The 23,885-nt window shown below is 72.5% G+C and carries 23 protein-coding genes; 15 read left to right on the top strand and 8 right to left on the bottom strand.

Going from position 1 to position 23,885, the window contains the following annotated elements; all coding sequences use genetic code 11:
• Nucleotides 1-64: 64 nt before the first annotated feature.
• Nucleotides 65-1,606, top strand: a complete 1,542-nt coding sequence (gene hutH / locus ACF068_RS02815) for a histidine ammonia-lyase (protein WP_392272681.1) — start codon at nucleotides 65-67, stop codon at nucleotides 1,604-1,606.
• 47 nt (nucleotides 1,607-1,653) lie between these two features.
• Here hutH and ACF068_RS02810 read toward each other — a convergent pair whose 3' ends face one another.
• A complete protein-coding gene (locus ACF068_RS02810; RefSeq protein ID WP_392272348.1) occupies nucleotides 1,654-1,938 on the bottom strand; it encodes a hypothetical protein in 285 nt (94 codons plus the stop codon).
• Between the two features lie 106 nt (nucleotides 1,939-2,044).
• Here ACF068_RS02810 and ACF068_RS02805 point away from each other — a divergent pair, with 106 nt between their 5' ends.
• From ACF068_RS02805 to ACF068_RS02795, 3 genes are all read left to right on the top strand, one after another.
• Nucleotides 2,045-2,389 (top strand): hypothetical protein, encoded by a 345-nt coding sequence (locus ACF068_RS02805; RefSeq protein ID WP_392272347.1) that lies wholly within the window; start codon nucleotides 2,045-2,047, stop codon nucleotides 2,387-2,389.
• Between the two features lie 214 nt (nucleotides 2,390-2,603).
• On the top strand, nucleotides 2,604-3,869 hold the full coding sequence (locus tag ACF068_RS02800) for an Ig-like domain-containing protein (RefSeq protein ID WP_392272346.1): 1,266 nt from the start codon (nucleotides 2,604-2,606) through the stop codon (nucleotides 3,867-3,869).
• Between the two features lie 190 nt (nucleotides 3,870-4,059).
• Nucleotides 4,060-4,425 (top strand): DUF1330 domain-containing protein, encoded by a 366-nt coding sequence (locus ACF068_RS02795; protein WP_392272345.1) that lies wholly within the window; start codon nucleotides 4,060-4,062, stop codon nucleotides 4,423-4,425.
• Between the two features lie 16 nt (nucleotides 4,426-4,441).
• Here the strand turns inward: ACF068_RS02795 and msrA are convergent, their stop codons facing one another.
• Nucleotides 4,442-5,113, bottom strand: coding sequence for a peptide-methionine (S)-S-oxide reductase MsrA (msrA, locus tag ACF068_RS02790; protein ID WP_392272344.1), 672 nt, complete (start codon nucleotides 5,111-5,113; stop codon nucleotides 4,442-4,444).
• Nucleotides 5,114-5,240: 127 nt separating this feature from the next.
• Entirely contained in the window at nucleotides 5,241-6,350 is a 1,110-nt protein-coding gene (locus ACF068_RS02785; protein WP_392272343.1) for a hypothetical protein, read from the bottom strand.
• A gap of 60 nt (nucleotides 6,351-6,410) precedes the next feature.
• Here ACF068_RS02785 and ACF068_RS02780 point away from each other — a divergent pair, with 60 nt between their 5' ends.
• The gene (locus tag ACF068_RS02780) at nucleotides 6,411-7,565 is read left to right on the top strand and encodes a cystathionine gamma-synthase (protein WP_392272342.1); all 1,155 of its coding nucleotides are present in this window, start codon (nucleotides 6,411-6,413) and stop codon (nucleotides 7,563-7,565) included.
• An 83-nt stretch (nucleotides 7,566-7,648) separates the two neighbouring features.
• On the opposite strand, the gene ACF068_RS02775 is transcribed toward ACF068_RS02780, so the two are convergent.
• The 3 genes from ACF068_RS02775 to ACF068_RS02765 form a co-directional block, all read right to left on the bottom strand.
• Nucleotides 7,649-7,903 (bottom strand): hypothetical protein, encoded by a 255-nt coding sequence (locus ACF068_RS02775; protein WP_392272341.1) that lies wholly within the window; start codon nucleotides 7,901-7,903, stop codon nucleotides 7,649-7,651.
• Nucleotides 7,900-8,403, bottom strand: a complete 504-nt coding sequence (locus tag ACF068_RS02770) for a sigma factor-like helix-turn-helix DNA-binding protein (RefSeq protein WP_392272680.1) — start codon at nucleotides 8,401-8,403, stop codon at nucleotides 7,900-7,902. The genes ACF068_RS02775 and ACF068_RS02770 overlap by 4 nt, the downstream gene beginning before the upstream one ends.
• Before the next feature lie 113 nt (nucleotides 8,404-8,516).
• Nucleotides 8,517-9,077, bottom strand: coding sequence for a MarR family winged helix-turn-helix transcriptional regulator (locus ACF068_RS02765; RefSeq protein WP_392272340.1), 561 nt, complete (start codon nucleotides 9,075-9,077; stop codon nucleotides 8,517-8,519).
• 132 nt (nucleotides 9,078-9,209) lie between these two features.
• Here ACF068_RS02765 and ilvA point away from each other — a divergent pair, with 132 nt between their 5' ends.
• The 3 genes from ilvA (at nucleotide 9,210) to ACF068_RS02750 (ending at nucleotide 12,431) form a co-directional block, all read left to right on the top strand.
• A complete protein-coding gene (ilvA, locus tag ACF068_RS02760; RefSeq protein WP_392272339.1) occupies nucleotides 9,210-10,439 on the top strand; it encodes a threonine ammonia-lyase in 1,230 nt (409 codons plus the stop codon).
• Between the two features lie 163 nt (nucleotides 10,440-10,602).
• Complete coding sequence (locus ACF068_RS02755; protein ID WP_392272338.1) at nucleotides 10,603-11,583, top strand: ATP-binding cassette domain-containing protein; 981 nt, start codon at nucleotides 10,603-10,605, stop codon at nucleotides 11,581-11,583.
• A complete protein-coding gene (locus ACF068_RS02750; protein ID WP_392272337.1) occupies nucleotides 11,580-12,431 on the top strand; it encodes an ABC transporter permease in 852 nt (283 codons plus the stop codon). Before ACF068_RS02755 ends, ACF068_RS02750 begins: the two co-directional genes overlap by 4 nt.
• A gap of 99 nt (nucleotides 12,432-12,530) precedes the next feature.
• Here the strand turns inward: ACF068_RS02750 and greA are convergent, their stop codons facing one another.
• Nucleotides 12,531-13,028, bottom strand: a complete 498-nt coding sequence (greA, locus tag ACF068_RS02745; RefSeq protein WP_392272336.1) for a transcription elongation factor GreA — start codon at nucleotides 13,026-13,028, stop codon at nucleotides 12,531-12,533.
• Nucleotides 13,029-13,206: 178 nt separating this feature from the next.
• Nucleotides 13,207-13,608, bottom strand: a complete 402-nt coding sequence (locus ACF068_RS02740) for a DUF4307 domain-containing protein (RefSeq protein WP_392272335.1) — start codon at nucleotides 13,606-13,608, stop codon at nucleotides 13,207-13,209.
• A gap of 97 nt (nucleotides 13,609-13,705) precedes the next feature.
• Here ACF068_RS02740 and mca point away from each other — a divergent pair, with 97 nt between their 5' ends.
• The 7 genes from mca to ACF068_RS02705 all read left to right on the top strand — a co-directional run bounded on the left by mca (nucleotide 13,706) and on the right by ACF068_RS02705 (nucleotide 23,864).
• Nucleotides 13,706-14,587 (top strand): mycothiol conjugate amidase Mca, encoded by an 882-nt coding sequence (mca, locus tag ACF068_RS02735; RefSeq protein ID WP_392272334.1) that lies wholly within the window; start codon nucleotides 13,706-13,708, stop codon nucleotides 14,585-14,587.
• Nucleotides 14,580-14,825: a hypothetical protein gene (locus tag ACF068_RS02730; protein WP_392272333.1), complete on the top strand. Its 246-nt coding sequence runs from the start codon at nucleotides 14,580-14,582 to the stop codon at nucleotides 14,823-14,825. Before mca ends, ACF068_RS02730 begins: the two co-directional genes overlap by 8 nt.
• 202 nt (nucleotides 14,826-15,027) lie before the next feature.
• On the top strand, nucleotides 15,028-17,061 hold the full coding sequence (locus ACF068_RS02725) for a thioredoxin domain-containing protein (protein ID WP_392272332.1): 2,034 nt from the start codon (nucleotides 15,028-15,030) through the stop codon (nucleotides 17,059-17,061).
• 272 nt (nucleotides 17,062-17,333) lie between these two features.
• Nucleotides 17,334-18,590 carry a glycosyltransferase gene (locus ACF068_RS02720; RefSeq protein WP_392272331.1) on the top strand — a complete coding sequence of 419 codons (1,257 nt, stop codon included), beginning with the start codon at nucleotides 17,334-17,336 and terminating at the stop codon, nucleotides 18,588-18,590.
• The gene (locus tag ACF068_RS02715) at nucleotides 18,587-20,218 is read left to right on the top strand and encodes an ArnT family glycosyltransferase (protein WP_392272330.1); all 1,632 of its coding nucleotides are present in this window, start codon (nucleotides 18,587-18,589) and stop codon (nucleotides 20,216-20,218) included. Before ACF068_RS02720 ends, ACF068_RS02715 begins: the two co-directional genes overlap by 4 nt.
• Nucleotides 20,215-21,408 carry a glycosyltransferase family 2 protein gene (locus tag ACF068_RS02710; RefSeq protein ID WP_392272329.1) on the top strand — a complete coding sequence of 398 codons (1,194 nt, stop codon included), beginning with the start codon at nucleotides 20,215-20,217 and terminating at the stop codon, nucleotides 21,406-21,408. Before ACF068_RS02715 ends, ACF068_RS02710 begins: the two co-directional genes overlap by 4 nt.
• Nucleotides 21,405-23,864 carry a galactose oxidase-like domain-containing protein gene (locus tag ACF068_RS02705; RefSeq protein ID WP_392272328.1) on the top strand — a complete coding sequence of 820 codons (2,460 nt, stop codon included), beginning with the start codon at nucleotides 21,405-21,407 and terminating at the stop codon, nucleotides 23,862-23,864. The genes ACF068_RS02710 and ACF068_RS02705 overlap by 4 nt, the downstream gene beginning before the upstream one ends.
• Nucleotides 23,865-23,885 lie beyond the last annotated feature (21 nt).

The raw sequence follows: 23,885 nt of genomic DNA, 5'->3' as shown, positions 1-23,885 counted from the left end.
GGGGCTCCTGGCGGCCGAGGTAGTGACACGTTGGGATTCAGTCCGTACGCTGCTGAATATGGATATGCACACAGTCGTGGTGGGGACGTCCGGCACCACCGCTCAGGACGTCATCGCCGTGGCCCGCGGCAACGCCCGTGTCGAGCTCTCCCCGGAGGCGCTCGCCGCGCTCGCCAAGGCCCGTGAGATCGTCGACGCCCTCGCCGCCAAGCCCGAGCCCGTCTACGGCGTGTCGACCGGCTTCGGGGCGCTCGCCACCCGGCACATCAGCCCCGAGCTGCGCGCCCAGCTCCAGCGCAACATCGTGCGCTCGCACGCCGCCGGCATGGGCGCGCCCGTCGAGCGCGAGGTCGTGCGGGCCCTGATGTTCCTGCGGCTGAAGACCGTCTGCTCCGGCCACACGGGCGTCCGCCCCCAGGTCGCCCAGGCCATGGCGGACCTGCTCAACGCCGGGATCACCCCGGTCGTGCACGAGTACGGCTCCCTCGGCTGCTCCGGCGACCTCGCGCCGCTCAGCCACTGCGCGCTCGCCCTGATGGGCGAGGGTGACGCCGAGGGCCCCGACGGCCGCGTCCGCCCCGCCGGCGAGCTGCTCGCCGAGCACGGCCTCGAGCCCGTCGAACTGCGCGAGAAGGAGGGCCTCGCCCTCCTCAACGGCACCGACGGCATGCTCGGCATGCTGGTCATGGCCCTCGCGGACCTCGACAAGCTCTACAAGAGCGCCGACATCACCGCCGCCCTGTCGCTGGAGGCCCTCCTCGGCACGCAGAAGGTGCTCGCCCCCGAGCTGCACGCCATCCGCCCGCACCCCGGCCAGGGCGCCGCCGCCGCGAACATGCTCGCCGTGCTCCAGGGCTCCGGCCTCACCGGCCACTTCCAGCAGGACGAGGCCCCGCGCGTCCAGGACGCCTACTCCGTGCGCTGCGCCCCCCAGGTCGCCGGCGCGGGCCGCGACACCATGGCGCACGCCCGGCTCGTCGCCGAGCGCGAGCTCGCCTCGGCCGTGGACAACCCGGTCGTCCTGCCCGACGGCCGCGTCGAGTCCAACGGCAACTTCCACGGCGCGCCGGTCGCCTACGTCCTGGACTTCCTGGCCATCGCCGCCGCCGACCTCGGCTCCATCGCCGAGCGGCGCACCGACCGGCTGCTGGACAAGAACCGCTCGCACGGCCTGCCGCCCTTCCTCGCCGACGACGCGGGCGTCGACTCGGGCCTGATGATCGCCCAGTACACCCAGGCCGCCCTGGTCAGCGAGCTGAAGCGGCTGGCCGTCCCGGCGTCCGCCGACTCCATCCCGTCCTCCGCCATGCAGGAGGACCACGTCTCCATGGGCTGGTCGGCCGCGCGCAAGCTGCGCACCGCCGTCGGCAACCTGGGCCGGATCATCGCCGTCGAGCTGTACGCCGCCACCCGGGCCATCGAGCTGCGCGAGGGGCTCACCCCGGCGCCCGCCTCCCGCGCCGCCATCGAGGCGCTGCGCGCGGCCGGCGTCCAGGGCCCCGGGCCGGATCGTTTCCTCGCCCCCGACCTGGACGCCGCCGACGCGTTCGTCCGCGAGGGCAAGCTCGTCGAGGCCGTCGAGAAGGTCACCGGCCCGCTGGCCTGACCAGGGGCCCGGTCAGGGCATGACACCCACGCGCGGGGCGCACGCCGTCACAGGACGGTGTGCGCCCCGCGTCGTACGGCGAAGGCCACCAGGCCCGTGCCCATCCCCAGGAAGGCCGTGCCCGCGATCAGGTACGGGGTGGTGTCCACGCCGCCGGTGTCGGCGAGCGCGAGGTCCTGGCCCTCGGCGGCCGGTACGACGGACGTTCTCGTTCCGTGCCGCTCCGCCGGTGGTGTTTCGACGGTGGCGTTGGCCGAAGGGACGAACCACAGCGCACAGAGCAGAGTCCCGGCGGCGGTGGCGGTCAGCAGCGGTCGACGTGCGACGGACACAGATTCAGATCCCCTTGCGGAACCGAGAATTGGTGGTTGCGCCGATGCTAATGAACACAGCGGGTCGCAGGAAAGTCGCGGGCCCCGGCGGCTTACGCTCCGTCATATGAGCCCTGCTGAGACATCCCGGTATGTGCGCCTTCGGGTGGAACTGCTGCTGGAAGTGACCGACGACGATCAACTCACCGGAGCCGCGCTGGAGCGCGTGGAGGCCGACGAATTCATGCCGGACGAGGAGCGTACACACGCCCGGTCCGCGGTACGAGAAGACGAAGCGGAAGCTCTCGCATACCTCGTGGAGCCGGTGGACCTGATCGACCGGGTGCCGGGCGTCGGGCTCGCCCAGGCGTCGTGGACCAGCGAACAGGTCGACCACGACCCCGACGCGGAGATGTGGGACCTGGACGAGGAGGATGATGAGGACGACCACTTCGACGAGGTACGGCCGTAACGTGTGACCTCCGTCACGCCCCGGGTCCCGGACCGCCGTCGCGCGGGCGGGCCCGGGCGCCCGCCCGGCAGGCGTCCGTATACCTCAGGGGGGATCGGGAACCGGCGGCCCGCCTCACGCGTCGATCAGTGGTGTTCCCCACATCCATGCCTGATGTGGAACCGGACGGGTTGTTATGGGTGTTGTTGAGACAGTTGGCAGGGGTTCGGCGACGATGGAGAAGCGTGTGATGACGGACAGCAAGCGGCGCAAAGGCCTGACGGCCGCGTCCGCACTGCTCGGCGGCGTACTGGTGCTCACCGGCTGCAGCGGCGGTGAGGACAAGGGTGACGCCTCCGACGGCTCGAAGACGTCACAGTCCCAGGTCGACGCGGCGGCGGCCAAGGACGCCTCCCAGGCCCGAATAACGATCACCCCGAAGAACGGCGCGCAGAACGCGGGCATCAACGACGACGCCAAGGTGACCGTCAGCGAGGGCACGCTCACGCAGGTGACCATGACCTCCCCGGACGGCAAGACCATCAAGGGCGAGATGGCCGCCGACGGCAAGAGCTGGACCCCCGGCGAGCAGCTCGAGCGGGCCACCACCTACAAGATCGCCGTCACCGCCAAGGACTCCGAGGGCCGGGAGGCCCATGAGAACTCCTCCTTCACCACCGTGTCGAAGGAGAACAGCTTCATCGGGAACTACACCCCCGAGGGAGGCTCCACGGTCGGCGTCGGCATGCCCGTCTCCATCAACTTCAACAAGCCGATCACGGACAAGAAGGCCGTCCAGTCCGGCATCACCGTGTCCTCCAGCAGCGGCCAGGAGGTCGTCGGCCACTGGTTCAACAGCCAGCGCCTGGACTTCCGCCCCGAGAACTACTGGGCCGAGGGCTCCAAGGTCACGCTGAAGCTCGACCTCGACGGCGTCGAGGGCTCCGACGGCGTCTTCGGCGTCCAGCAGAAGACCGTCACCTTCACCATCGGCCGCAACCAGGTCTCCACCGTCGACGCCGCCGCCAAGACCATGACGGTCACCCAGGACGGCAAGACGGTCAAGACCATCCCGATCTCCGCCGGCGCGCCCGAGAACCCGACCTACAACGGCCAGATGGTCATCTCCGAGAAGTTCAAGGAGACCCGGATGGACGGCTCGACGGTCGGCTTCACCAAGAAGGACGGCAAGGGCGAGTACGACATCAAGGACGTGCCGCACGCCATGCGGCTGTCCACGTCGGGCACCTTCATCCACGGCAACTACTGGGGCTCCGACAGCATCTTCGGCAACGTCAACACCAGCCACGGCTGCGTGGGCCTGAACGACGCCAAGGGCGCGGGCGACCCGAGCCAGCCCGCCGCGTGGTTCTACGACAACTCGATCGTCGGTGACGTGGTCGTCGTCAAGAACTCCAAGGACAAGACCATCGCCCCCGACAACGGCCTCAACGGCTGGAACATGAGCTGGGCGGAGTGGAAGGCCGGCTCGGCCGTCTGACCCCCTCGCACACCGAAGGCGGCGGTCCTCCCCACGGAGGCCCGCCGCCTTCGGCGTACCCGGTCCCCCCGCGCCCCGGCGAACCTCGTCACCGCTCCGCCGCCGCGACCGTCCGATGACCTCCGGGGTCATCGACCCCGGGGACGTACACCCGGAGGATGGGGTCATCCGCACCGATGAGGAGGACCCCGTGCCCGCCTACGCCATAGCCAACCTGCGACCCGTCGCCGTGCTCGACGACGAGGTCCTCACCTACATGGAGCGCATCCAGGACACCCTCGACCCCTTCGGCGGCCGCTTCCTGGTGCACGGCGCCCCGGCCAGGGAGGTCCGCGAGGGGGAGTGGAGCTCCGCCCTCGTCATCATCGGCTTCCCCTCCCTGGACCACGCGCGCGACTGGTACGACTCCGAGCCCTACCAGCGGCTCCTCCCCCTCCGCACCCGGCACATGGAGGGCGACGTCCTCCTCATCGACGGCGTCGGCCCCGGCTACGACCCCGCCGCCACGGCCGCGCTCCTCCGCGCGGCCGGGGCCGGGCCGGGCGACACCCCCTAGGGGCCCTCCGGGCTTCTCAGGCGTCCGGCGCGGGCGCCTTGGCCACGCCGATGGGGCAGCTCACGCCCGTACCGCCGATGCCGCAGTAGCCGCCGGGGTTCTTGTCCAGGTACTGCTGGTGGTAGGGCTCGGCGGGGTAGAAGACGCGGTCGGCGGCGGGGAGGATCTCCGTGGTGATCGTGCCGTACCCCGAGCCGGTGAGGACCTGCTGGTAGGCGGTACGGGAGGACTCGGCCCGGGCCGCCTGGGCGGGGGAGTGGGTGTAGACCGCCGAACGGTACTGGGTGCCCACGTCGTTGCCCTGGCGGAAGCCCTGGGTGGGGTCGTGGGACTCCCAGAAGAGCTTCAGGAGCGCGGCGTAGGACACCACGGACGGGTCGAAGACCACGCGGACGACCTCCGTGTGGCCCGTCATGCCGGAGCAGACCTCCTCGTAGGAGGGGTTGCGGGTGTAGCCGCCCTGGTAGCCGACGAGCGTCGTCCACACGCCCTCGGTCTGCCAGAACTTCCGCTCCGCGCCCCAGAAGCAGCCGAGGGCGAAGTCCGCCACCTCCAGGCCGGCCGGGTAGGGACCCAGGAGCGGGTTGCCGAGCACGGTGTGGCGCGAGGGCACGGTGAACCCGGGCTCCGGACGGCCGCGCAGGGCCTCGTCGGGGGTGGGGAGGACGGGGGTACGGCCGAACAGCATGACTGGGTCTCCTTCTGCGGCGACGCCGGGGCGGCACCCGAACAACGTCCCGGTGCCGGCCCGCATTCCACGGCCACCCCGTTCCGGCCGGTCCACGGGCGGGCCGGAACGGGGCGGCACCGGCGGGTCAGTGGGGGAGCGTCGCCGGGCTGCCGCCGTTCGCCTCGTAGCCCGCGACCGCCAGCGCGCGGTACACCGCGTACTGCGCCGCCGGGTCCTCGCTCAGCGTCCACGGCAGCGCGCCGATGTGACCGTCCACGTGGACGAGCTGGTGCATGGCCTCCGACCAGCGCTCCGCCCCCACCAGGAAGTGGATCAGGAGATGGCGGACGTGGGCGAGCATCGGGTCGTCCGGGCGGGCGGAGTGCACCGCGTACAACGCGCCCTCCATGGCCTTCGACACCACCTCGGTGCCGTAGAAGTCCCGCACCATCGCCACCTCCGGCAGGTGCTCGAAGACCGCGAACAGCGGCAGCGCCGCCAGCAGTGACCCCTGGGGGGCACGGGCCGCGGCCGCCGTCGCGAACCGGTCGGCGTCCTTCCGGGAGCCGTGCCACTTCTCGCACCAGTAGTGCAGGGCCGCCAGGTGCGCGCCCATGTGCCGCGGCGCCCGGTCGATGATCTTCGCCCACACCTGGTCGAACCGCTCGTGGGGGTACCCCAGGCCCCGCGCGACGGCCAGCTCGACGATGTACGGCACCGGGTCGCCGGGCGCGAGCAGCGCGGCCTCCTCGCAGACCGTGCGCGCCTCCTCCAGGATGATCCGGAAGTCGTCGGCGCCCGCGGACGACGACCGCCACGCCTGCTGCACCAGGAACTCGGCGTACACCTGCGCCCCGCCCGGGTCCTTCGGCTTCTCGGCACGCCAGGCCCGCAGCCACGCCGCGCCGGTCCCCGGCTGCCGCGCCAGCTCCAGCGCCGCGGCGCCCGCGAACGCCTGCACCCGCTGCCACCGCTCCTCGTCGTCCTTGTCGGTACCGGCCAGAAGCTGGGACGCCGCACGCCAGTCCTGGGTGCGCTGCACCACGTCCAGCACGGCCAGGAGGTCCTCGTCCGGTCCCGGCATGCGTACGTCGAGGTGCTCCTGGCGCACGAAGCCGTACGCACCGGGATCGGCGGCGTCCGGCGCACCGGGCTCCACCAGGCGGATGCCGCCGCCGGCGCGACGGCGCATCAGCCACGGCACGAGCACGACGCCGATGATGCCCACCGTGAACAGGAACCAGAGAATCTCCATACGCACATTGTCCCGGACGCGTCCGGTGCGAACGGCCGCCCGCGACTACGCTCGGACCTCATGAGCGACGAGCACACCCACCAGAACTTCGAGACCCGCGCCATCCATGCGGGCAACACCGCCGACCCGCTGACCGGCGCGGTCGTCCCGCCCATCTACCAGGTGTCCACCTACAAGCAGGACGGTGTGGGCGGCCTGCGCGGCGGCTACGAGTACAGCCGCAGTGCCAACCCGACGCGTACGGCGCTGGAGGAGAACCTCGCGGCGCTGGAGGGCGGCCGGCGCGGCCTGGCCTTCGCCTCCGGCCTCGCGGCCGAGGACTGCCTGCTGCGGACGCTCCTGGCCCCCGGCGACCACGTGGTCATCCCGAACGACGCCTACGGCGGCACGTTCCGGCTGTTCGCGAAGGTCGTCGCCCGGTGGGGCGTGGAGTGGTCGGTCGCCGACACCTCCGACCCGGCGGCGGTACGGGACGCGATCACCGACCGTACGAAGGCGATCTGGGTCGAGACGCCGTCGAACCCGCTGCTCGGCATCACCGACATCGCGGCGCTCGCGGACGTGGCCCGCTCGGCGGGCGTCAAGCTCGTCGTGGACAACACCTTCGCCAGCCCCTACCTCCAGCAGCCGCTGGCGCTCGGCGCGGACGTCGTCGTGCACTCGCTGACCAAGTACATGGGCGGCCACTCCGACGTCGTGGGCGGCGCGCTGGTGACGGCCGACGAGACGCTCGGCGAGGAACTGGCGTACCACCAGAACGCGATGGGCGCGGTCGCCGGCCCGTTCGACTCCTGGATCGTGCTGCGCGGCATCAAGACGCTGGCCGTCCGCATGGACCGGCACAGCGAGAACGCCACCCGGGTCGCCGAGATGCTGACCCGCCACCCCAAGGTCACCAGCGTCCTCTACCCGGGCCTGCCCGAGCACCCCGGCCACGAGGTCGCCGCCAAGCAGATGCGCGCCTTCGGCGGCATGATCTCCTTCCGTGTCCAGGGCGGCGAAGAGGCGGCGGTCGAGGTCTGCAACCGCGCCAGGCTCTTCACGCTGGGCGAGTCGCTGGGCGGCGTCGAGTCGCTGATCGAGCACCCGGGCCGGATGACGCACGCGAGCGTCGCGGGCTCGCTGCTGGAGGTCCCGGGCGACCTGGTGCGCCTGTCGGTCGGCATCGAGAACGCCGACGACCTGCTGGCGGACCTCCGCCAGGCGCTGGGCTAGCCGGCACGGAACGGCACGGAACCGCACGGAACGGCCCGGGAAGGGCCGGTGGCGGCCGGGTCGCCGGGACGGTGGCGGCCGCGTCACCAGCCCTCGAAGGGCGGGGTGACCCGCGACGGGGGTACGTGCCACGGCTCGGCGACCGAGGCCCACACCGCGAACGCCACCGCCGCCGCGGTCAGCAGCACCCACAGGACGCGGCGCAGCACCCGTGCCCGGCGCCGCACGCGGGTGCCGCGGCCGATCGCGCGGGGCAGCAGGTCCGGCGGGACGGGGACGTGGGCCGGGGCGTCGAGCAGCCGCCGGACCTCGTCCTCCTTGCGGTCGTAGCCGCTCACGGGGCACCCCGCGGCGGACCGGGCGCGCCTGCGCCCGGCGCGCCCGGCGCGGAGGCGCCCGCCCCGTCCGGTGTGCCGGATCCGCGCGGTGCGTGCCGCAGGACGGCCACCGAACGGGCGCAGGTCGCCCGGACCCGTTCCTCCGGGAGCCCGAGCAGCGCCGCCGTCTGCTCCTCGGCGACGCCCTCGTACAGGCGCAGCACCACGACGAGCCGCTCCAGCGGGGTGAGCCGCGACAGGAGCCCGCCGTACGGGCGGTGGAAGCGCCAGGCGGCACGGGCGAAACGGGTGGCCAGTTCGCGGCGGGTGAGGTCGTACGGGTCCTCGCCGCGCAGCCGGTCCCAGCGGGCGTAGGTGGCCGCGAGGGCGGCGGTCAGCAGGGCCCCGGCGCGCGGGGCGCGGCCGGGCGGCTCGGCGGTCAGCAGTGTGGCGGCGTGCAGCAGCCGGCCCGCCGCGCCCGCCACGAACGCCTCGAAGTCCCGGTCCCGGGTGTCGGGCACCGGGGCGTCCCGGAGCCGGGCGTCCCGGCCGCGGGCGCGGTGGAGCTGCGCCGTGGCCTGATGACGCCGCTGCTCTCGCACGTCCTCATATCAGGCCAGGCGCCCGGCCCGGGTCAAGAGGCGGGAGGGTTCTCCGTGTCCCGCTCCGGCTCCCGCTCCGCCTCGCGCTCGGCCGGGGGCAGCCCGGCCTGCCGGGCGGAGAGCGCGGAGTTGAAGCGGGTGAGCAGGGTGCAGAACGACGCGCGTTCCGTCTCGGTCCAGCCGTCGGTCACCTGCGCCATCAGCTCGCGCCGGGAGGAGCGGACCTCCTCCAGGCGGGCCTGCCCGCGCGGCGAGAGCTGGAGCACGACGGCACGGCCGTCCTCCGGGTGCGAGGTCCGCTTGACCAGGCCGGTGTCGACCAGCGGCGCGACCTGGCGGGTCACCGTGGACGAGTCGATGCCCATCCCGGCCGCCAGCGCCTTCACGCCCATCGGGCCCTCCTGGTCCAGGCGGTTCAGGAGGAGGTAGGCGGCGCGGTCCATCGAGTTGCGGAGCTGGCCGGTGCCGCCGAGCCGGGTCTGCTCGGCCCGGCGGGCGAAGACGGCCACCTGGTGCTGGAGGGCATCGAGGAGACCGTGGTCACCCGGGGCTTCGGGGGCGGTCCCCCGGGAGACAGGCGCAGGAGTCGTCATGTCCTGAGATGTGGGCATGGCTGCGGGGCTCTCTCGTGCGGTGGTGGTCGGTTGGTGGGGGACAGAGTACGCGGCTCCGTGCGCCTTTATACCGGCGCTGCACGAACGTGATGAGCTGCGAGACTGGGCGTCATGAGCTTCGGTAGGCCACGCCCCTCACACCCGGTCATCCTCGACGACGTCCGCGGGGCGCAGAAGATGCTGTCCGGGGTGGCCAGGACCACCCCGATGGAGGGCAGCCGCCATCTGTCGCGGCTGGTCGGCTCGCCGGTCCACTTCAAGTGCGAGAACCTCCAGCGCACCGGTTCGTTCAAGCTGCGGGGCGCGTACGTGCGGATCTCGGGGCTGCGTCCGGAGGAGCGGGCGGCCGGGGTGGTCGCGGCGTCGGCCGGCAACCACGCGCAGGGCGTCGCGCTGGCGTCGTCCCTGCTGGGTGTGCGGTCCACGGTGTTCATGCCGGTGGGTGCCCCGCTGCCGAAGGTGGCGGCGACGCGGGAGTACGGGGCGGAGGTGCGGCTGCACGGCCACGTGGTCGACGAGACGCTGGCGGCGGCGCAGGAGTACGCGCACGACACGGGCGCCGTGTTCATCCACCCCTTCGACCACCGGGACGTCATCGCGGGGCAGGGCACGGTGGGGCTGGAGATCCTCGAACAGTGCCCCGAGGTGCGGACCGTGGTCGTCGGGATCGGCGGCGGCGGGCTGGCGGCGGGCATCGCGGTGGCGGTGAAGGCCCTGCGGCCGGACGTCAAGGTGATCGGCGTACAGGCGGAGGCGGCGGCCGCGTACCCGCCCTCGCTGGCGGCGGGTCACCCGCTGGTGATCGACACCGCCCCCACGATGGCGGACGGCATCCATGTCGGGCGGCCCGGGGACGTGCCGTTCGGGATCGTCGAGGAGTTCGTCGACGAGGTGCGCACGGTGTCGGAGGACCAGCTCTCGTCGGCGCTGCTGCTCTGCCTGGAGCGGGCCAAGCTGGTGGTGGAACCGGCCGGGGCGAGTCCGGTGGCGGCCCTGCTGGCCGCGCCCGACACGTTCACCGGGCCGGTGGTGGCGGTGCTGTCGGGCGGGAACGTGGACCCGCTGCTGATGCAGCGGATCCTCCGCCACGGCATGGCGGCGGCGGGCCGGTACCTGAGCCTCCGCCTGCGTCTGACGGACCGCCCGGGCGCCCTGGCGACGCTGCTGGGCGTGCTGTCGGTCGCCGACGCCAACGTCCTGGACGTGGGCCATGTCCGCACCGACCCGCGGCTGGGCCTGACGGAGGTCGAGGTGGAGCTGCACCTGGAGACCAAGGGGCCCGAGCACTGCCGGGAGGTGGCCTCGGCCCTGCGGGACGCGGGCTACACCGTGATGCCCTGAGGCTCCCGGAACCGGCACGAGGCTCCCGCATACCGGGGCCGGACCCGTTGTGGGACGCGAGTATCGCGTTAGGGTGTGGCGTCAGTCACACAATTGCCGGGCGGTGGGCGTCCGGCGTCCCTACGCTTTGGGTAGCGACTCACCCCATCAACGGGAGACCCACATGCCAGGCGCAATCCACGCCGAGGGTCTGGTCAAGACCTTCGGCGACGTACGGGCTCTGGACGGAGTGGACCTCGACGTCCCGGAAGGGACCGTCCTGGGGCTGCTCGGCCCCAACGGGGCCGGCAAGACCACCGCGGTGCGCGTACTGACCACGCTGCTCCGGCCCGACAGCGGCAGGGCGGTCGTCGCGGGCATCGACGTCCTCAAGCACCCCAACGAGGTCCGGCGGGCCATCGGCCTCTCCGGGCAGTTCGCCGCCGTGGACGAGTACCTCACCGGCCGCGAGAACCTCCACATGGTCGGCCAGCTCTACCAGATGCGGAGCAAGGCCGCGAAGGCGCGCGCGGGCGAGCTGCTGGAGCGGTTCCACCTCGCCGACGCCGCGGACCGGCCCGCCAAGACGTACTCCGGCGGCATGCGCCGCCGCCTCGACCTCGCCGCCGCGCTGGTGGTGTCGCCACCCGTGATGTTCATGGACGAGCCGACCACCGGGCTCGACCCCCGCAACCGGCAGCAGCTCTGGGACGTCATCCAGGAACTGGTCGCCGGCGGTACGACCCTGCTGCTGACCACCCAGTACCTGGAGGAGGCCGACCACCTGGCCGACGACATCTGCGTCGTCGACCACGGCAAGGTCATCGCCCGCGGCACCTCCGACCAGCTCAAGCTCCGCACCGGCGGCGAGCGCGTCGAGGTCGTCGTGCACCAGCCCGACCAGATCGACCCAGCCCGCGCCGTCCTCACCGGCTTCGGCAAGGGCGAGGTCGCCGTCGAGGCCCACACCCGCAAGCTCACCGTCCCGGTCACCGGCGGCGCCAAGCTGCTCGCCGAGGTCATTCGCGAGCTGGACACCCGGGGCGTCGAGATCGACGACATCGGCCTGCGCCGTCCCACCCTCGACGACGTGTTCATCTCACTGACCGGCCACGTCGCCGAGCGGACGGACGAGGACGGCGACCGCAAGGAGGCCGCGAAGTGAGCGCCGTGTCCGACACCACCCCCCGGCTCGCCGCGCCCAGGCCGCGCGGCGGCATCGCGCAGTCGGTCGCCGACTCCCTCGTCGTCGCCCGCCGCAATCTGATCCGCATGTCCCGGATCCCCGAGATGATCATCTTCGGGCTGATCCAGCCGATCATGTTCGTGGTGCTGTTCAGCTACGTCTTCGGCGGCTCCATGAACATCGGCGGCACCACCGACCCCAGCGTCTACCGCAACTTCCTGATGGCCGGCATCTTCGCCCAGACCGTCACCTTCGCCACCGCCGGAGCCGGCGCGGGCATCGCCGACGACATGCACAAGGGCCTGATCGACCGGTTCCGGTCCCTGCCCATGGCCCGCGGGGCCGTCCTCACCGGGCGGACGCTCGCCGATCTCGTCCAGACCGCGCTCACCGTCGTCGTCCTCGCGATCGTCGCGCTGCTCGTCGGCTGGCGCATCCACGAGGGCGTGCCGAAGGCGCTCGGCGCGTTCGCGCTGCTGCTGTTCCTCGGGTACGCGTTCTCCTGGATCGGCGCGCTGATCGGCCTGTCCGTGCGTACGCCCGAGGCCGCCACGTCCGGCGGGCTGATCTGGCTCTTCCCGGTGACGTTCGTGTCCAACGCGTTCGTGGACTCGTCCCAGATGACGCCCTGGCTCCGGCACGTCGCCGAGTGGAACCCCTTCAGCGCGACGGTGCAGGCCTGCCGGGAGCTGTTCGGCAACCCCGGCGTCTCCACCTCCAGCGCCTGGCCCATGCAGCACCCGGTGTGGGCCTCGGTCATCTGGTCGGTGGTGATCATCGCGCTGTTCCGCACGCTAGCGGTGCGCAAGTACCGCTCGGCCGCCTGAGGCCGGTCAGCGGGAAGGGCCGGGCCGCGCGTGGTGCGCGGCCCGGCCCTTCTCCGTCGGTCCCGCCGGCCGTACCGGTGGGACCGCGTGCCGGTCGTGTCAGCCCGAGTACGGCTTCGCGTCGAGGATCGTCACCGACGCCTTCTTGCCGTTCGGCAGCTCGTACTCCGCGTCCTCGCCGACCTTCTTGCCGTTGACGCCCGAGCCGAGCGGCGACTGCGGGGAGTACGTCTCGATGTCGGAGCTCGCGTACTCGCGCGAGGCGAGCAGGAAGGTCAGGGTGTCGTCCTCGTCGCCGTCGAAGGCGATCGTGACCACCATGCCGGGCGCGACGACCCCGCTCTCCGTGGGAGCCTCGCCCACCTTCGCGTGCTCCAGGAGCTGGGTGAGCTGGCGCACGCGCAGCTCCTGCTTGCCCTGCTCCTCCTTGGCCGCGTGGTACCCGCCGTTCTCGCGCAGGTCGCCCTCCTCGCGCGCCGCCGCGATCTTGGCGGCGATCTCGGTTCGCGCGGGACCAGACAGGTACTCCAGCTCGGCCCTGAGCTGGTTGTACGCCTCCTGGGTGAGCCAGGTGACGTTTTCGCTGGTCTGGGTCACAGGTGCTCCTCGTCGGTACTGGGAATACAAAGCATCGCCCTACCCAGAAGGATTGTGCCTTCCTGGATGGGCGAAACCACGAGCCTAACAATTTCGCGGGGCGAGGGGGAGGACGAATGCCACGGAATCTGTGTCCGCGCTGGTCACGACGGGGACACGGAACGGGCGTGGGGCGCGTCTACCCCTCGGTGCAGCCGAGCAGCTCGGCGCTGGTCGCCCGGGCCGTCGTCCGCACGGTGACGACCTCGTCGATCCGGTCGTCGGCCCGGTCGAAGCGGGCGTCCTTGTGGCCGACCTCGGCACCGTCCCGGGAGAGGGCGCGCAGGGTGCAGGAGCCCTTGGCGTCCCTGTCCTTGCGCACCTCCAGGTGCACCAGGACCCGGTCGTCGTCCGGGACGTCGAACTTGATCAGCTCCGCGCTGATCCTCTGGCCGGCGACGTAGTCGTACCCGAACCAGCCGACCACGGCCAGCAGCACCACGCCGAGCACGGAGCCGACGACCTTGAGCTTGCGGTCGGCACGCTCGTCCGCCGAGCGGCCGTACCGGCCCTCGGGCAGTCCTTCCCGTACCGCGCTCATGATCGTTCCTCTCCTCGGCCGAACGGCGGAATTTTCCGCCTGCCGATTCCGTCACTATAGAAGCCGGCCGATGTGACAAATCATTGAGGATCGAGTCTTGACTGAGCAGCTGCGACTGATGGCCGTTCACGCCCACCCCGACGACGAGTCGAGCAAGGGCGCGGCGACGATGGCCAAGTATGTGTCCGAGGGGGTGGACGTGCTGGTCGTGACCTGCACCGGTGGCGAGCGCGGCTCCATCCTCAACCCGAAGCTCCAGGGTGACGCGTACATCGAGGAGAACATCCACGAGGTACGCCGCAAGGAGATGGACGAGGCCCGCGAGATCCTCGGCGTACGGCAGGAGTGGCTCGGTTTCGTCGACTCCGGCCTGCCCGAGGGCGACCCGCTGCCGCCGCTGCCGCAGGGCTGCTTCGCCCTGGAGGACGTCGACAAGGCCGCCGGCCGTCTGGTGCGGTCGATCCGCGCCTTCCGGCCGCAGGTCATCACCACGTACGACGAGAACGGCGGCTACCCGCACCCCGACCACATCATGACCCACAAGATCACGATGGTGGCCTTCGAGGGGGCGACGGACGCCGAGAAGTACCCGGAGTCGGAGTTCGGACCCGTCTGGCAGCCGTCCAAGGTCTACTACAACCAGGGCTTCAACCGGCCGCGCACCGTCGCCCTGCACGAGGCGCTGCTGGCCCGTGGCCTGGAGTCCCCGTACGGCGAGTGGCTGGAGCGCTGGAAGGAGTTCCAGCGCGCCGAGCGGACGCTGACCACGCACGTGCCGTGCGCCGACTTCTTCGAGATCCGCGACAAGGCGCTGATCGCCCACGCCACGCAGATCGACCCGGACGGCGGCTGGTTCCACGTGCCGATGGAGATCCAGAAGGAGGTCTGGCCGACGGAGGACTACGAGCTGGCCAAGTCCGTGGTGGACACCTCCCTCCCCGAGGACGACCTCTTCGCGGGCATCCGCGACAATGCCTGACATGAGCGCACACCAGGCACTGACCCAGCTCGTCCCGCTCGCGGCCCAGGAGCTCGACGAGAACAAGGTGACCCCCGGCGTCCTCGGTTTCCTCGTCTTCGCGGTCATGGCCGCGGGCGTATGGCTGCTGATGAAGTCGATGAACCGCCACATGGGCAAGGTCGACTTCGAGGAAGCCCCCGAGGCCCCGGCCCCCGCCGCGGGCGCCGACCCGGCCCCGGGCCAGGCCGCCCGCTAGGCGCGCCGGCCGCCGCGGGCCGGCCCCGCCCGCCCCGGCTCCCTGACCGCCCCAGGCGCTCGGGGAGCCGCGGCGCGCCCGGCAGGTGCCGTTACCGTGCGGGGGCCGGGGCCCGCCCGCCCCGGCGGCCCGCCGGCGGCCCCGGCGCCCCGGCCCCGGACGCCCGAGGCGCCGGGTACGCGCATCCGGCAGGATGGGTGGTATGGCGAACCGACTGGCCCATGAGACGTCCCCCTACCTCCTCCAGCACGCCGACAACCCGGTCGACTGGTGGCCCTGGTCGGGCGAGGCGTTCGAGGAGGCCCGGCGCCGCGACGTGCCGGTGCTGCTGAGCGTCGGGTACAGCTCCTGCCACTGGTGCCACGTCATGGCCCACGAGTCGTTCGAGGACGCCACCACCGCCGAGTACGTCAACGAGCACTTCGTCCCGGTCAAGGTCGACCGCGAGGAGCGGCCCGACGTCGACGCCGTCTACATGGAGGCCGTCCAGGCGGCCACCGGCCACGGCGGCTGGCCCATGACGGTGTTCCTGACGCCCGACGCCGAGCCGTTCTACTTCGGTACGTACTTCCCGCCCGCGCCCCGCCACGGCATGCCGTCCTTCCCCCAGGTCCTCCAGGGCGTCGCGGTCGCCTGGGCCGACCGGCGCGAGGAGGTCGACGAGGTCGCGGGGAACATCGTGCGGGAGCTCGCGGGACGCTCCCTGGCCCTCGGCGGGTCCGGCGCGCCCGGCGAGCAGGAGCTCGCGCAGGCCCTCCTCGGACTCACCCGCGACTACGACGACCGGCACGGGGGATTCGGCGGCGCGCCGAAGTTCCCGCCGTCCATGGTCATCGAGTTCCTGCTGCGCCACTACGCCCGCACCGGCGCCGAGGGCGCCCTCCAGATGGCCGCCGACACGTGCGAGGCGATGGCCAGGGGCGGCATCTACGACCAGCTCGGCGGCGGCTTCGCCCGCTACTCGGTGGACCGCGAGTGGGTCGTGCCGCACTTCGAGAAGATGCTGTACGACAACGCCCTGCTGTGCCGGGTGTACGCCCACCTGTGGCGGGTCACCGGCAGCGACCTGGCCCGCCGGGTGGCCCTGGAGACCGCCGACTTCATGGTGCGGGAGCTGCGCACCGCCGAGGGCGGTTTCGCCTCCGCGCTCGACGCCGACTCGGACGACGGCACCGGCCGGCATGTGGAGGGCGCCTTCTACGTGTGGACGCCCGGGCAGCTCCGCGCCGTGCTCGGCGAGGAGGACGCCGCGTACGCCGCCCGGCACTACGGGGTCACCCAGGAGGGCACCTTCGAGGAGGGGGCCTCGGTGCTGCGACTGCCGCAGGACGCCGGGGTGGCCGACGCCGAACGGCTGGAGGGGATCCGGCGGCGGCTGCTCGCCGCCCGCGAGGAGCGCCCCCGCCCCGGCCGGGACGACAAGATCGTCGCCGCCTGGAACGGGCTGGCGATCGCCGCGCTCGCCGAGACCGGCGCCTACTTCGACCGCCCCGACCTGGTCGACCGGGCCACGGAGGCCGCCGACCTGCTGGTCCGGCTGCACATGGACCCCGGGGCGCGGCTCACCCGCACGTCCCGGGAGGGGCGGGCCGGGGCCAACGCCGGGGTGCTGGAGGACTACGCGGACGTCGCCGAGGGGTTCCTGGCGCTGGCGTCCGTCACCGGCGAGGGCGTGTGGCTGGAGTTCGCCGGATTCCTCCTGGACCTGGTGCTCGACCGGTTCACCGGCGAGGACGGGGCGCTGTACGACACCGCGCACGACGCCGAACAGCTCATCCGCCGCCCCCAGGACCCCACCGACAACGCCGCCCCCTCCGGGTGGACCGCCGCCGCCGGGGCCCTGCTGTCGTACGCCGCCCACACCGGCTCCGAGGCCCACCGCACCGCGGCCGAGGCGGCCCTGGGCGTGGTCAAGGCCCTCGGGCCGCGCGCGCCCCGCTTCATCGGGTGGGGCCTCGCCGTCGCCGAGGCGCTCCTCGACGGGCCGCGCGAGGTCGCCGTGACCGGCCGCCCGGACGACGCGGCCGCCCGCGCCCTGCACCGGGCGGCCCTGCTGGGCACCGCGCCCGGTGCCGTCGTCGCCTTCGGCGGACCGGACGTCGAGGACGGGGAGTTCCCGCTGCTCAGGGACCGCCCCCTGGTCGACGGGCGGCCCGCCGCGTACGTCTGCCGCCACTTCACCTGCGACGCGCCTACCACGGACCCCGCCGATTTGACCCGCAAGCTCACCAACTGAGCCTGGAAACACAGTTTTTCGCCGGACGGCTCCTGACTGTCACCCTCTGCCTCTATCCTCGTCGGACATAAGGAGTGGAGACGGCGCACACGTTCTGGGGAGGACGCGTGCGGACGTCGTACGAGGGCGTCGACGGCCAGGGGGGTCCTGCCGCGACTCGCCCCTGACATGTCTCTTGGGGAACGACCGTACTGCGGCGGCGCACGACCGGTGGGGTCACCGGAGCGCGCACCTGCGGCCGTCGCGGCGTGGTCGGAGGGGGGAACCTTTCCGTGCTCATTTCCGTGTCCGTCGCCGCCATATCGCTGGCGCTCTTCTGGATGGCCGCCTTCACGCTGTGGTGGCAGATGCACGCCTGGCGCACGCCCGAGACGCTCGCGGCCACCCGCTTCGAGCGTCCGGACGGGCTGCAGGGCCTGTCGTTCTCGCTGCTGCTGCCGGCCCGCCACGAACAACTCGTCCTGGAACACACCATCGACCGGCTGCTGGAGTCCGGCCACCGGGACTTCGAGATCATCGTGATCGTCGGCCACGACGACCCGGAGACCACCGAGGTCGCCGAGCGGGCCGCGGCCCGCGACCCCGGCCGCGTACGCGTCGTCGTCGACACGCACGAGGCGAAGAACAAGCCCAAGGCGCTCAACACCGCGCTGCCGCACTGCCGGGGCGACGTCGTCGGGGTCTTCGACGCCGAGGACCAGGTCCACCCCGAGCTGCTGGCCCACGTGGACCACGCCTTCACCGCCACCGGCGCCGACGTCGTCCAGGGCGGCGTCCAGCTCATCAACTTCCATTCGAGCTGGTACTCCCTGCGCAACTGCCTGGAGTACTTCTTCTGGTTCCGCTCCCGCCTCCACCTGCACGCCGCCAAGGGCTTCATCCCGCTGGGCGGCAACACCGTCTTCGTCCGTACGGACGTCCTGCGCGAAGCCGGCGGCTGGGACCCCGACTGCCTCGCCGAGGACTGCGACCTGGGGGTCCGGCTGTCCAGCACGGGCAAGAAGGTCGTCGTCGCGTACGACGCCGACATGGTCACCCGCGAGGAGACCCCCGGCACCCTGATGAGCCTGCTCAAGCAGCGCACCCGCTGGAACCAGGGCTTCCTCCAGGTCTACCGCAAGAAGGACTGGCGGCAACTGCCCACGCTCGGACAGCGGATGCTCGCCCGGTACACCCTCATGACCCCGTTCATGCAGGCCTTCACCGGCGTCGTCATCCCGCTCAACGTGGCCGTCGCGCTCTTCCTCGACGTCCCCATCGGCGTCGCCGTCATCACCTTCCTCCCCCTCCTGACGGCCATGGTGACCTTCGTCTTCGAGATCGTCGGGCTGCACGACTTCGGCCGGCAGTACGGGCTGCGGGTCGGGTTCGTCCACTACCTGAAGCTCATCGTCGGCGGGCCCTTCTACCAGGTGCTGCTCGCGGGCGCGGCGGTCCGCGCGGTCTGGCGCGAGCAGCGCGGGCGCACCGAGTGGGAGCTCACCAGCCACGTGGGCGCCCACCTCGTCCGCGAGGGGGCCGCCCGATGACCGCCACCCTGCCCGCGGCACCCGCGGTCCCCGAGCCGGCCACCACGGCGGCCCCGCACGACAAGAGACGGCTCGTCACCCGGCCCGTCGTCCGCTTCCGCGGCTCCCGCCCCGACCTGGTCCTGTGCGGTGCGCTGCTCGTGGTGATCCTGCTCGTCCAGGGCTGGAACATCCAGCAGTACCCCGCCCTCAGCGACGACGAGGGCACCTACCTCGCCCAGGCCTGGGCCGTGCAGAACGGCCGGGGCCTCGCCCACTACACGTACTGGTACGACCATCCGCCGCTCGGCTGGATGCAGCTCGCCGCCCTCACCTGGATCCCGTCGCTGATCGCGCCCGAGTCGATGACCGTCGCCTCCATGCGGCTTGCGATGCTGCTGATCGGCGCCGCCTCCGCGGTCATGCTGTACGTCCTCGCCCGCCGGCTGTGGCTGCCGCGCTGGGCCGCCGGCCTGGCCATGGCGCTGTTCGGGCTCTCCCCGCTGTCCGTGGTCCTCCAGCGGGAGATCTTCCTCGACAACCTGGCCGTGATGTGGACGCTGCTGGCGTTCTGCCTCGCCGCCTCGCCCAGCAGACACCTGTGGCACCACTTCGGGGCCGGCGTCGCCGCCGCCACCGCTGTCCTGACCAAGGAGACGATGCTCGTCGTCCTGCCGGCGCTGCTGATGACCATGTGGCGCCACAGCCACCGCGACACCCGCAAGTTCGCCGTCACCGGCGCCGTCACCGCCTGCGCCCTGATCGGCCTCTCCTACCCGCTGTTCGCGCTCCTCAAGGGCGAACTGCTGCCGGGCGACGGACACGTCTCCCTGTGGGACGGCATCACCTACCAGATGAGCCGCCCCGGCTCCGGCTTCATCCTGACCGACGGCACCGGCTCCAACGGGGTCCTCGACTCCTGGCTCTACTACGACCGCGTCCTGCCGCTCGGCGGCCTCGCCGGCGCCGCCCTGCTGCTGCTCACCCTCCGGTGGTCGGTCACCGCCCGGGCACTCGCCGGACCCGCGCTGGCCGTCGCCGTCCTCGCACTCGTCGCGATGCGCCCCTCCGGATACCTGCCGGCCATGTACGTCATCCAGGCGCTGCCCTTCCTGGCCCTGGTCCTGGCCGGCGGCGCCGCCAGTGTCGCCCACGCCGTACTGCGCAAGGGCCGCCGCACCCCCGCGCTGCTGCCGGCCCGCCGGGCGGCCGCCGTCCTCCTGGCGGCCACCGCCGCCGCGGTCGTCCTCCCGCGCTGGTACGACGGCGACCGCACCGCCATGACCGCCGACGCCAACGCCCCCTACCGGGCCGCCGCCGCCTGGCTCGGCCGCGAGGTCCCCGACCCCGCGCACGCGCGCGTGCTGGCCGACGACGCGCTCTGGCTCGACCTGGTCCACGCCGGGTACCGGCCGGGGCTCGGGGCCATCTGGTTCTACAAGGCGGACCTCGACCCGGCGGTGACGAAGACCCTGCCCCGCGGCTGGCGGGACCTGGACTACGTCGTCGCCTCCCCGACCGTACGGCGCGACGCGCGCGACCTGCCCACCGTCAGGGCCGCGCTGGAGCACTCGGCCCCCGTCGCCACCTTCGGCGAGGGCGAGGAACGGATCGAGATCCGGAAGATCACCACAGCGGAGGCCCCGTGACCGTCCAGCCCACCGGCGCCGAGCACGTCGCCCCGGTCACCGGTGACATCCCCGAACCGGGAGCCGTCACCGTCGTCGTCCCCACCTTCAACGAGTCGGCGAACGTCCGCGAGCTGCTGCGCCGCATCGCCGCGTCCGTACCCGGCCGGCTGCCCTGCGAGGTGGTCTTCGTGGACGACTCCACCGACGACACCCCCGCCGTGATCGCCGACGCCGCCCGCGACTGCCCCTTCCCCGTCTCCGTCATCCACCGCGACACCCCCGACGGCGGCCTCGGCGGTGCCGTCGTCGCCGGACTGAAGGCCGCCGGCTCCGACTGGATCGTCGTCATGGACGCCGACCTCCAGCACCCGCCCGCCCTCGTCCCCGACCTCGTCGCCACCGGCGAGAAGGAGGACGCCGACCTCGTCGTCGCCAGCCGCTACCTGCCCGGCGGGAGCCGCGCCGGACTCGCCGGCGGGTACCGCGTCGCCGTCTCGCGCGGGGCGACCCTGCTCACCAAGGGGCTCTTCCCGCGCGCCCTGCGCGGCATCAGCGACCCCATGAGCGGGTTCTTCGCCGTCCGGCGCGGCGCGGTGACCGCCCGGACGCTGCGCCCGCTCGGCTACAAGATCCTGCTGGAGCTGGCCGTGCGGTGCCGCCCGGCCCGTGTCGCCGAGGTGCCGTTCGTCTTCGAGGAGCGGTTCGCCGGCGTCTCCAAGTCCACCGCCCGGGAGGGGCTGCGGTTCCTGCGCCACCTCGTCGGACTGCGCACCGCGTCCCCGCTCGCCCGCATGGCCGCCTTCGGACTGATCGGCCTGAGCGGCTTCGTCCCCAACCTGGCCGCCCTGCACGTCCTCACCGGTGCCGGGACGCACTACCTGACCGCCGAGGTCCTCGCCAACCAGCTCGGCGTCGCCTGGAACTTCCTCCTCATCGAGGCGCTGCTGTTCCGCGGCCGCCGCCACCACCGGCACTGGGCCGACCGCCTCGGGCGCTTCGCGCTCCTCGCCAACGCCGACCTCGTGCTGCGCCTGCCCCTGATCGCCCTGTTCGTCGGGCAGCTCCACATGGCCGCGCTGCCCGCCACCGCCCTCGCGCTGCTGACCACCTTCGTTCTGCGGTTCGCCGGCACCGAGGCCCTGGTCTACCTGCCCCGCGGGGCGCGTACGGCCGCCCGTACCGCCCGTACAGGAAGGAAACCCCGGTGAAACGGACCCCGCGCCGGCGCCGCCCGGCGGCCCTGCCGGCCATCGGCGCCCTCACCGCAGGGCTGCTCCTGGCCGCCCAGCCCCCGGCCGCCGCCGGGACCAACCTCATCAGGAATCCCGGCTTCGAGACCCCCGGCACCGGCCACGACGGCATGCCCGACTGCTGGTCCCGGTCCGGGTGGGGCGACAACGACTTCACGTTCACCACCACCGGCGACGCCCACTCCGGCACCGCCGCCATGAAGGTCGAGCTGACCCGCCGGGTCGACGGCGACCGCAAGGCGCTCATCACCGAGTCGGCCGCCTGCGCCCCCACCGTCGCCGCGGAGCGGCAGTACGACCTGTCCCTCTGGTACCGGTCGACCACGCCCGACGCGGCGATCACGCTGTTCCGGCACGACACGGCCGCCGGCTGGCAGTACTGGACCGACCTCAAGACCCTGCCGCTCGCCGCCGCCTACACCCGCGCCGAGGTGCGCACCCCCGCCGTACCGCCCGGCACCGACCGGATCGCCTGGGGCGTGTCCGTCTTCGGCACCGGCAGCGTCACCACCGACGACTACGTGATGGAGGAGGTCGCCGCGCCCGCGCCCGACCCGGTGTGCACCGGCACCGCCGAGGAGTGCGCCAAGGGCCGGTGGGACGTGCTGCCGACCAGGAACCCGGTCCGGTCCATGCACTCCGTCGTGCTGCACAACGGCAAGGTGCTGCTGATCGCCGGCTCCGGCAACGACCCGGAGCTGTTCAAGGCCGGCACGTTCACCTCCGCCGTGTACGACCCGGCGAACGGCTCCTTCCGCACCGTCCCCACGCCCGCCGACATGTTCTGCGCCGGCCACGTCCAGCTCTCCGACGGCCGGGTGCTGGTCATGAGCGGCAACAAGGGCTACCCGTCCGCCGACGGGAGGATCGGCTACCAGGGCCTGAAGGACTCGTACGTCTTCGACCCGGCGACCGAGACGTACACCAGGACCAACGACATGCACGACGGGCACTGGTACCCGTCGGCGACGATCCTCGGCAACGGTGACGTGATCTCCTTCGGCGGTCTGAAGGAGGACTCCACCGGCAATGTGACGGCGGAGAAGTTCTCCGCCGCGCAGCACAAGTGGCTGCCGATGAACGAGGTCAACCAGACCTGGTCCTACTGGGGCCTGTACCCGTCGATGATCCTGATGCAGGACGGGCGGCTGTTCTACTCCGGCAGTCACACCTTCGGCAACGGCACCCCGGGCACGGGCGCCTCGATCTACGACTACGACGCCAACACCGTCACCGACGTACCGGGCCTGCGGAACAAGGACGAGCGGGACGAGTCGGCGAGCGTCCTGCTGCCGCCCGCCCAGGACCAGCGGGTGCTGACCATCGGCGGCGGCAACAACGAGCGCAACCCCGCCGCCAACCGCCTCACCGACATCATCGACCTCAAGCAGCCGAACCCGGGGTACGTGGCGGGCCCGCCGCTCCCGCAGGGCCTGGTCGACCAGGGGCAGGGCAAGCGGCCGCAGACCGGCGACGAGGGCAAGATGTTCGTCTCGGCGGTGCTGCTGCCGGACGGCAAGGTCCTGGAGACCGGCGGCGGCCTGCACGACCGGGCCGACCCGGTGTACGAGGCGTCGTTCTTCGACCCGGTCACCAACACCTACGAGCCGGGTCTGGCCGCCGACCCGGTGCCGCGCACCTACCACTCCTCCGCGTTCCTGCTGCCCGACGGCCGGGTCATGGCGGTCGGCGACAACCCGGGCAACGGCACCTACAACCACGACGTGTCGGTCTACACGCCCCCGTACCTGCTCAAGGGCCCCCGCCCGAGGATCACTTCCGTGATCGACGGGAGGTGGAACTACGGCGACACCCAGCGCGTCACCGTCGACCGGCCGATCGCCAGGGCCGAGCTGATCCGCCCGGCCGCCGTCACCCACTCCTCCGACCCCAACCAGCGGTTCGTGGACCTGCCGCTGTCGGTGGTCGACGACCGGACGGTCGACCTGAACGTCACCGCCAACCCCAACCTGGCCCCGCCCGGCTGGTACATGCTGTTCGCGGTGGACGCCCACGGCATCCCGTCCGTCGCCGCATGGGTGCACCTGGGCGGGCCGGCCGCGATGGCGGCCGAGGCGGAGCGCTCGGCGCACGTGCACGACTTCGCCGGCAGCCTCGCCGCCGCCCCGCGGAAGCCGCTGAAGAAGCGGGACTCCGTCCCGGTCAGCCCGCGGATCGCCGGGTGCGACCGGCACTACGGCGCGGCCGGGGTGTGCGTGCCGACGGTGTTCCCGAAGGAGGTGAAGGCGACGACCGGGGCCCGCTGCGCCTGGCTGGCGGACCACGACTACGGACGGCTGCGGCTCAACGGCGCGGACGATCCGCTGCGGCTCGACCCCGACCGGGACGGCACCGCCTGCGGGCCGGGGGACACGCGCGCCGGGGCCGCGCCCAGGGACCGGAGCCGTCCCTGACGGTGCCTCACGTGCGGTGCG

Source organism: Streptomyces sp. NPDC016309 (assembly GCF_043077235.1).
Classification (GTDB): Bacteria; Actinomycetota; Actinomycetes; order Streptomycetales; family Streptomycetaceae; genus Streptomyces.
This window is presented reverse-complemented; position numbering and strand designations above follow the sequence as displayed.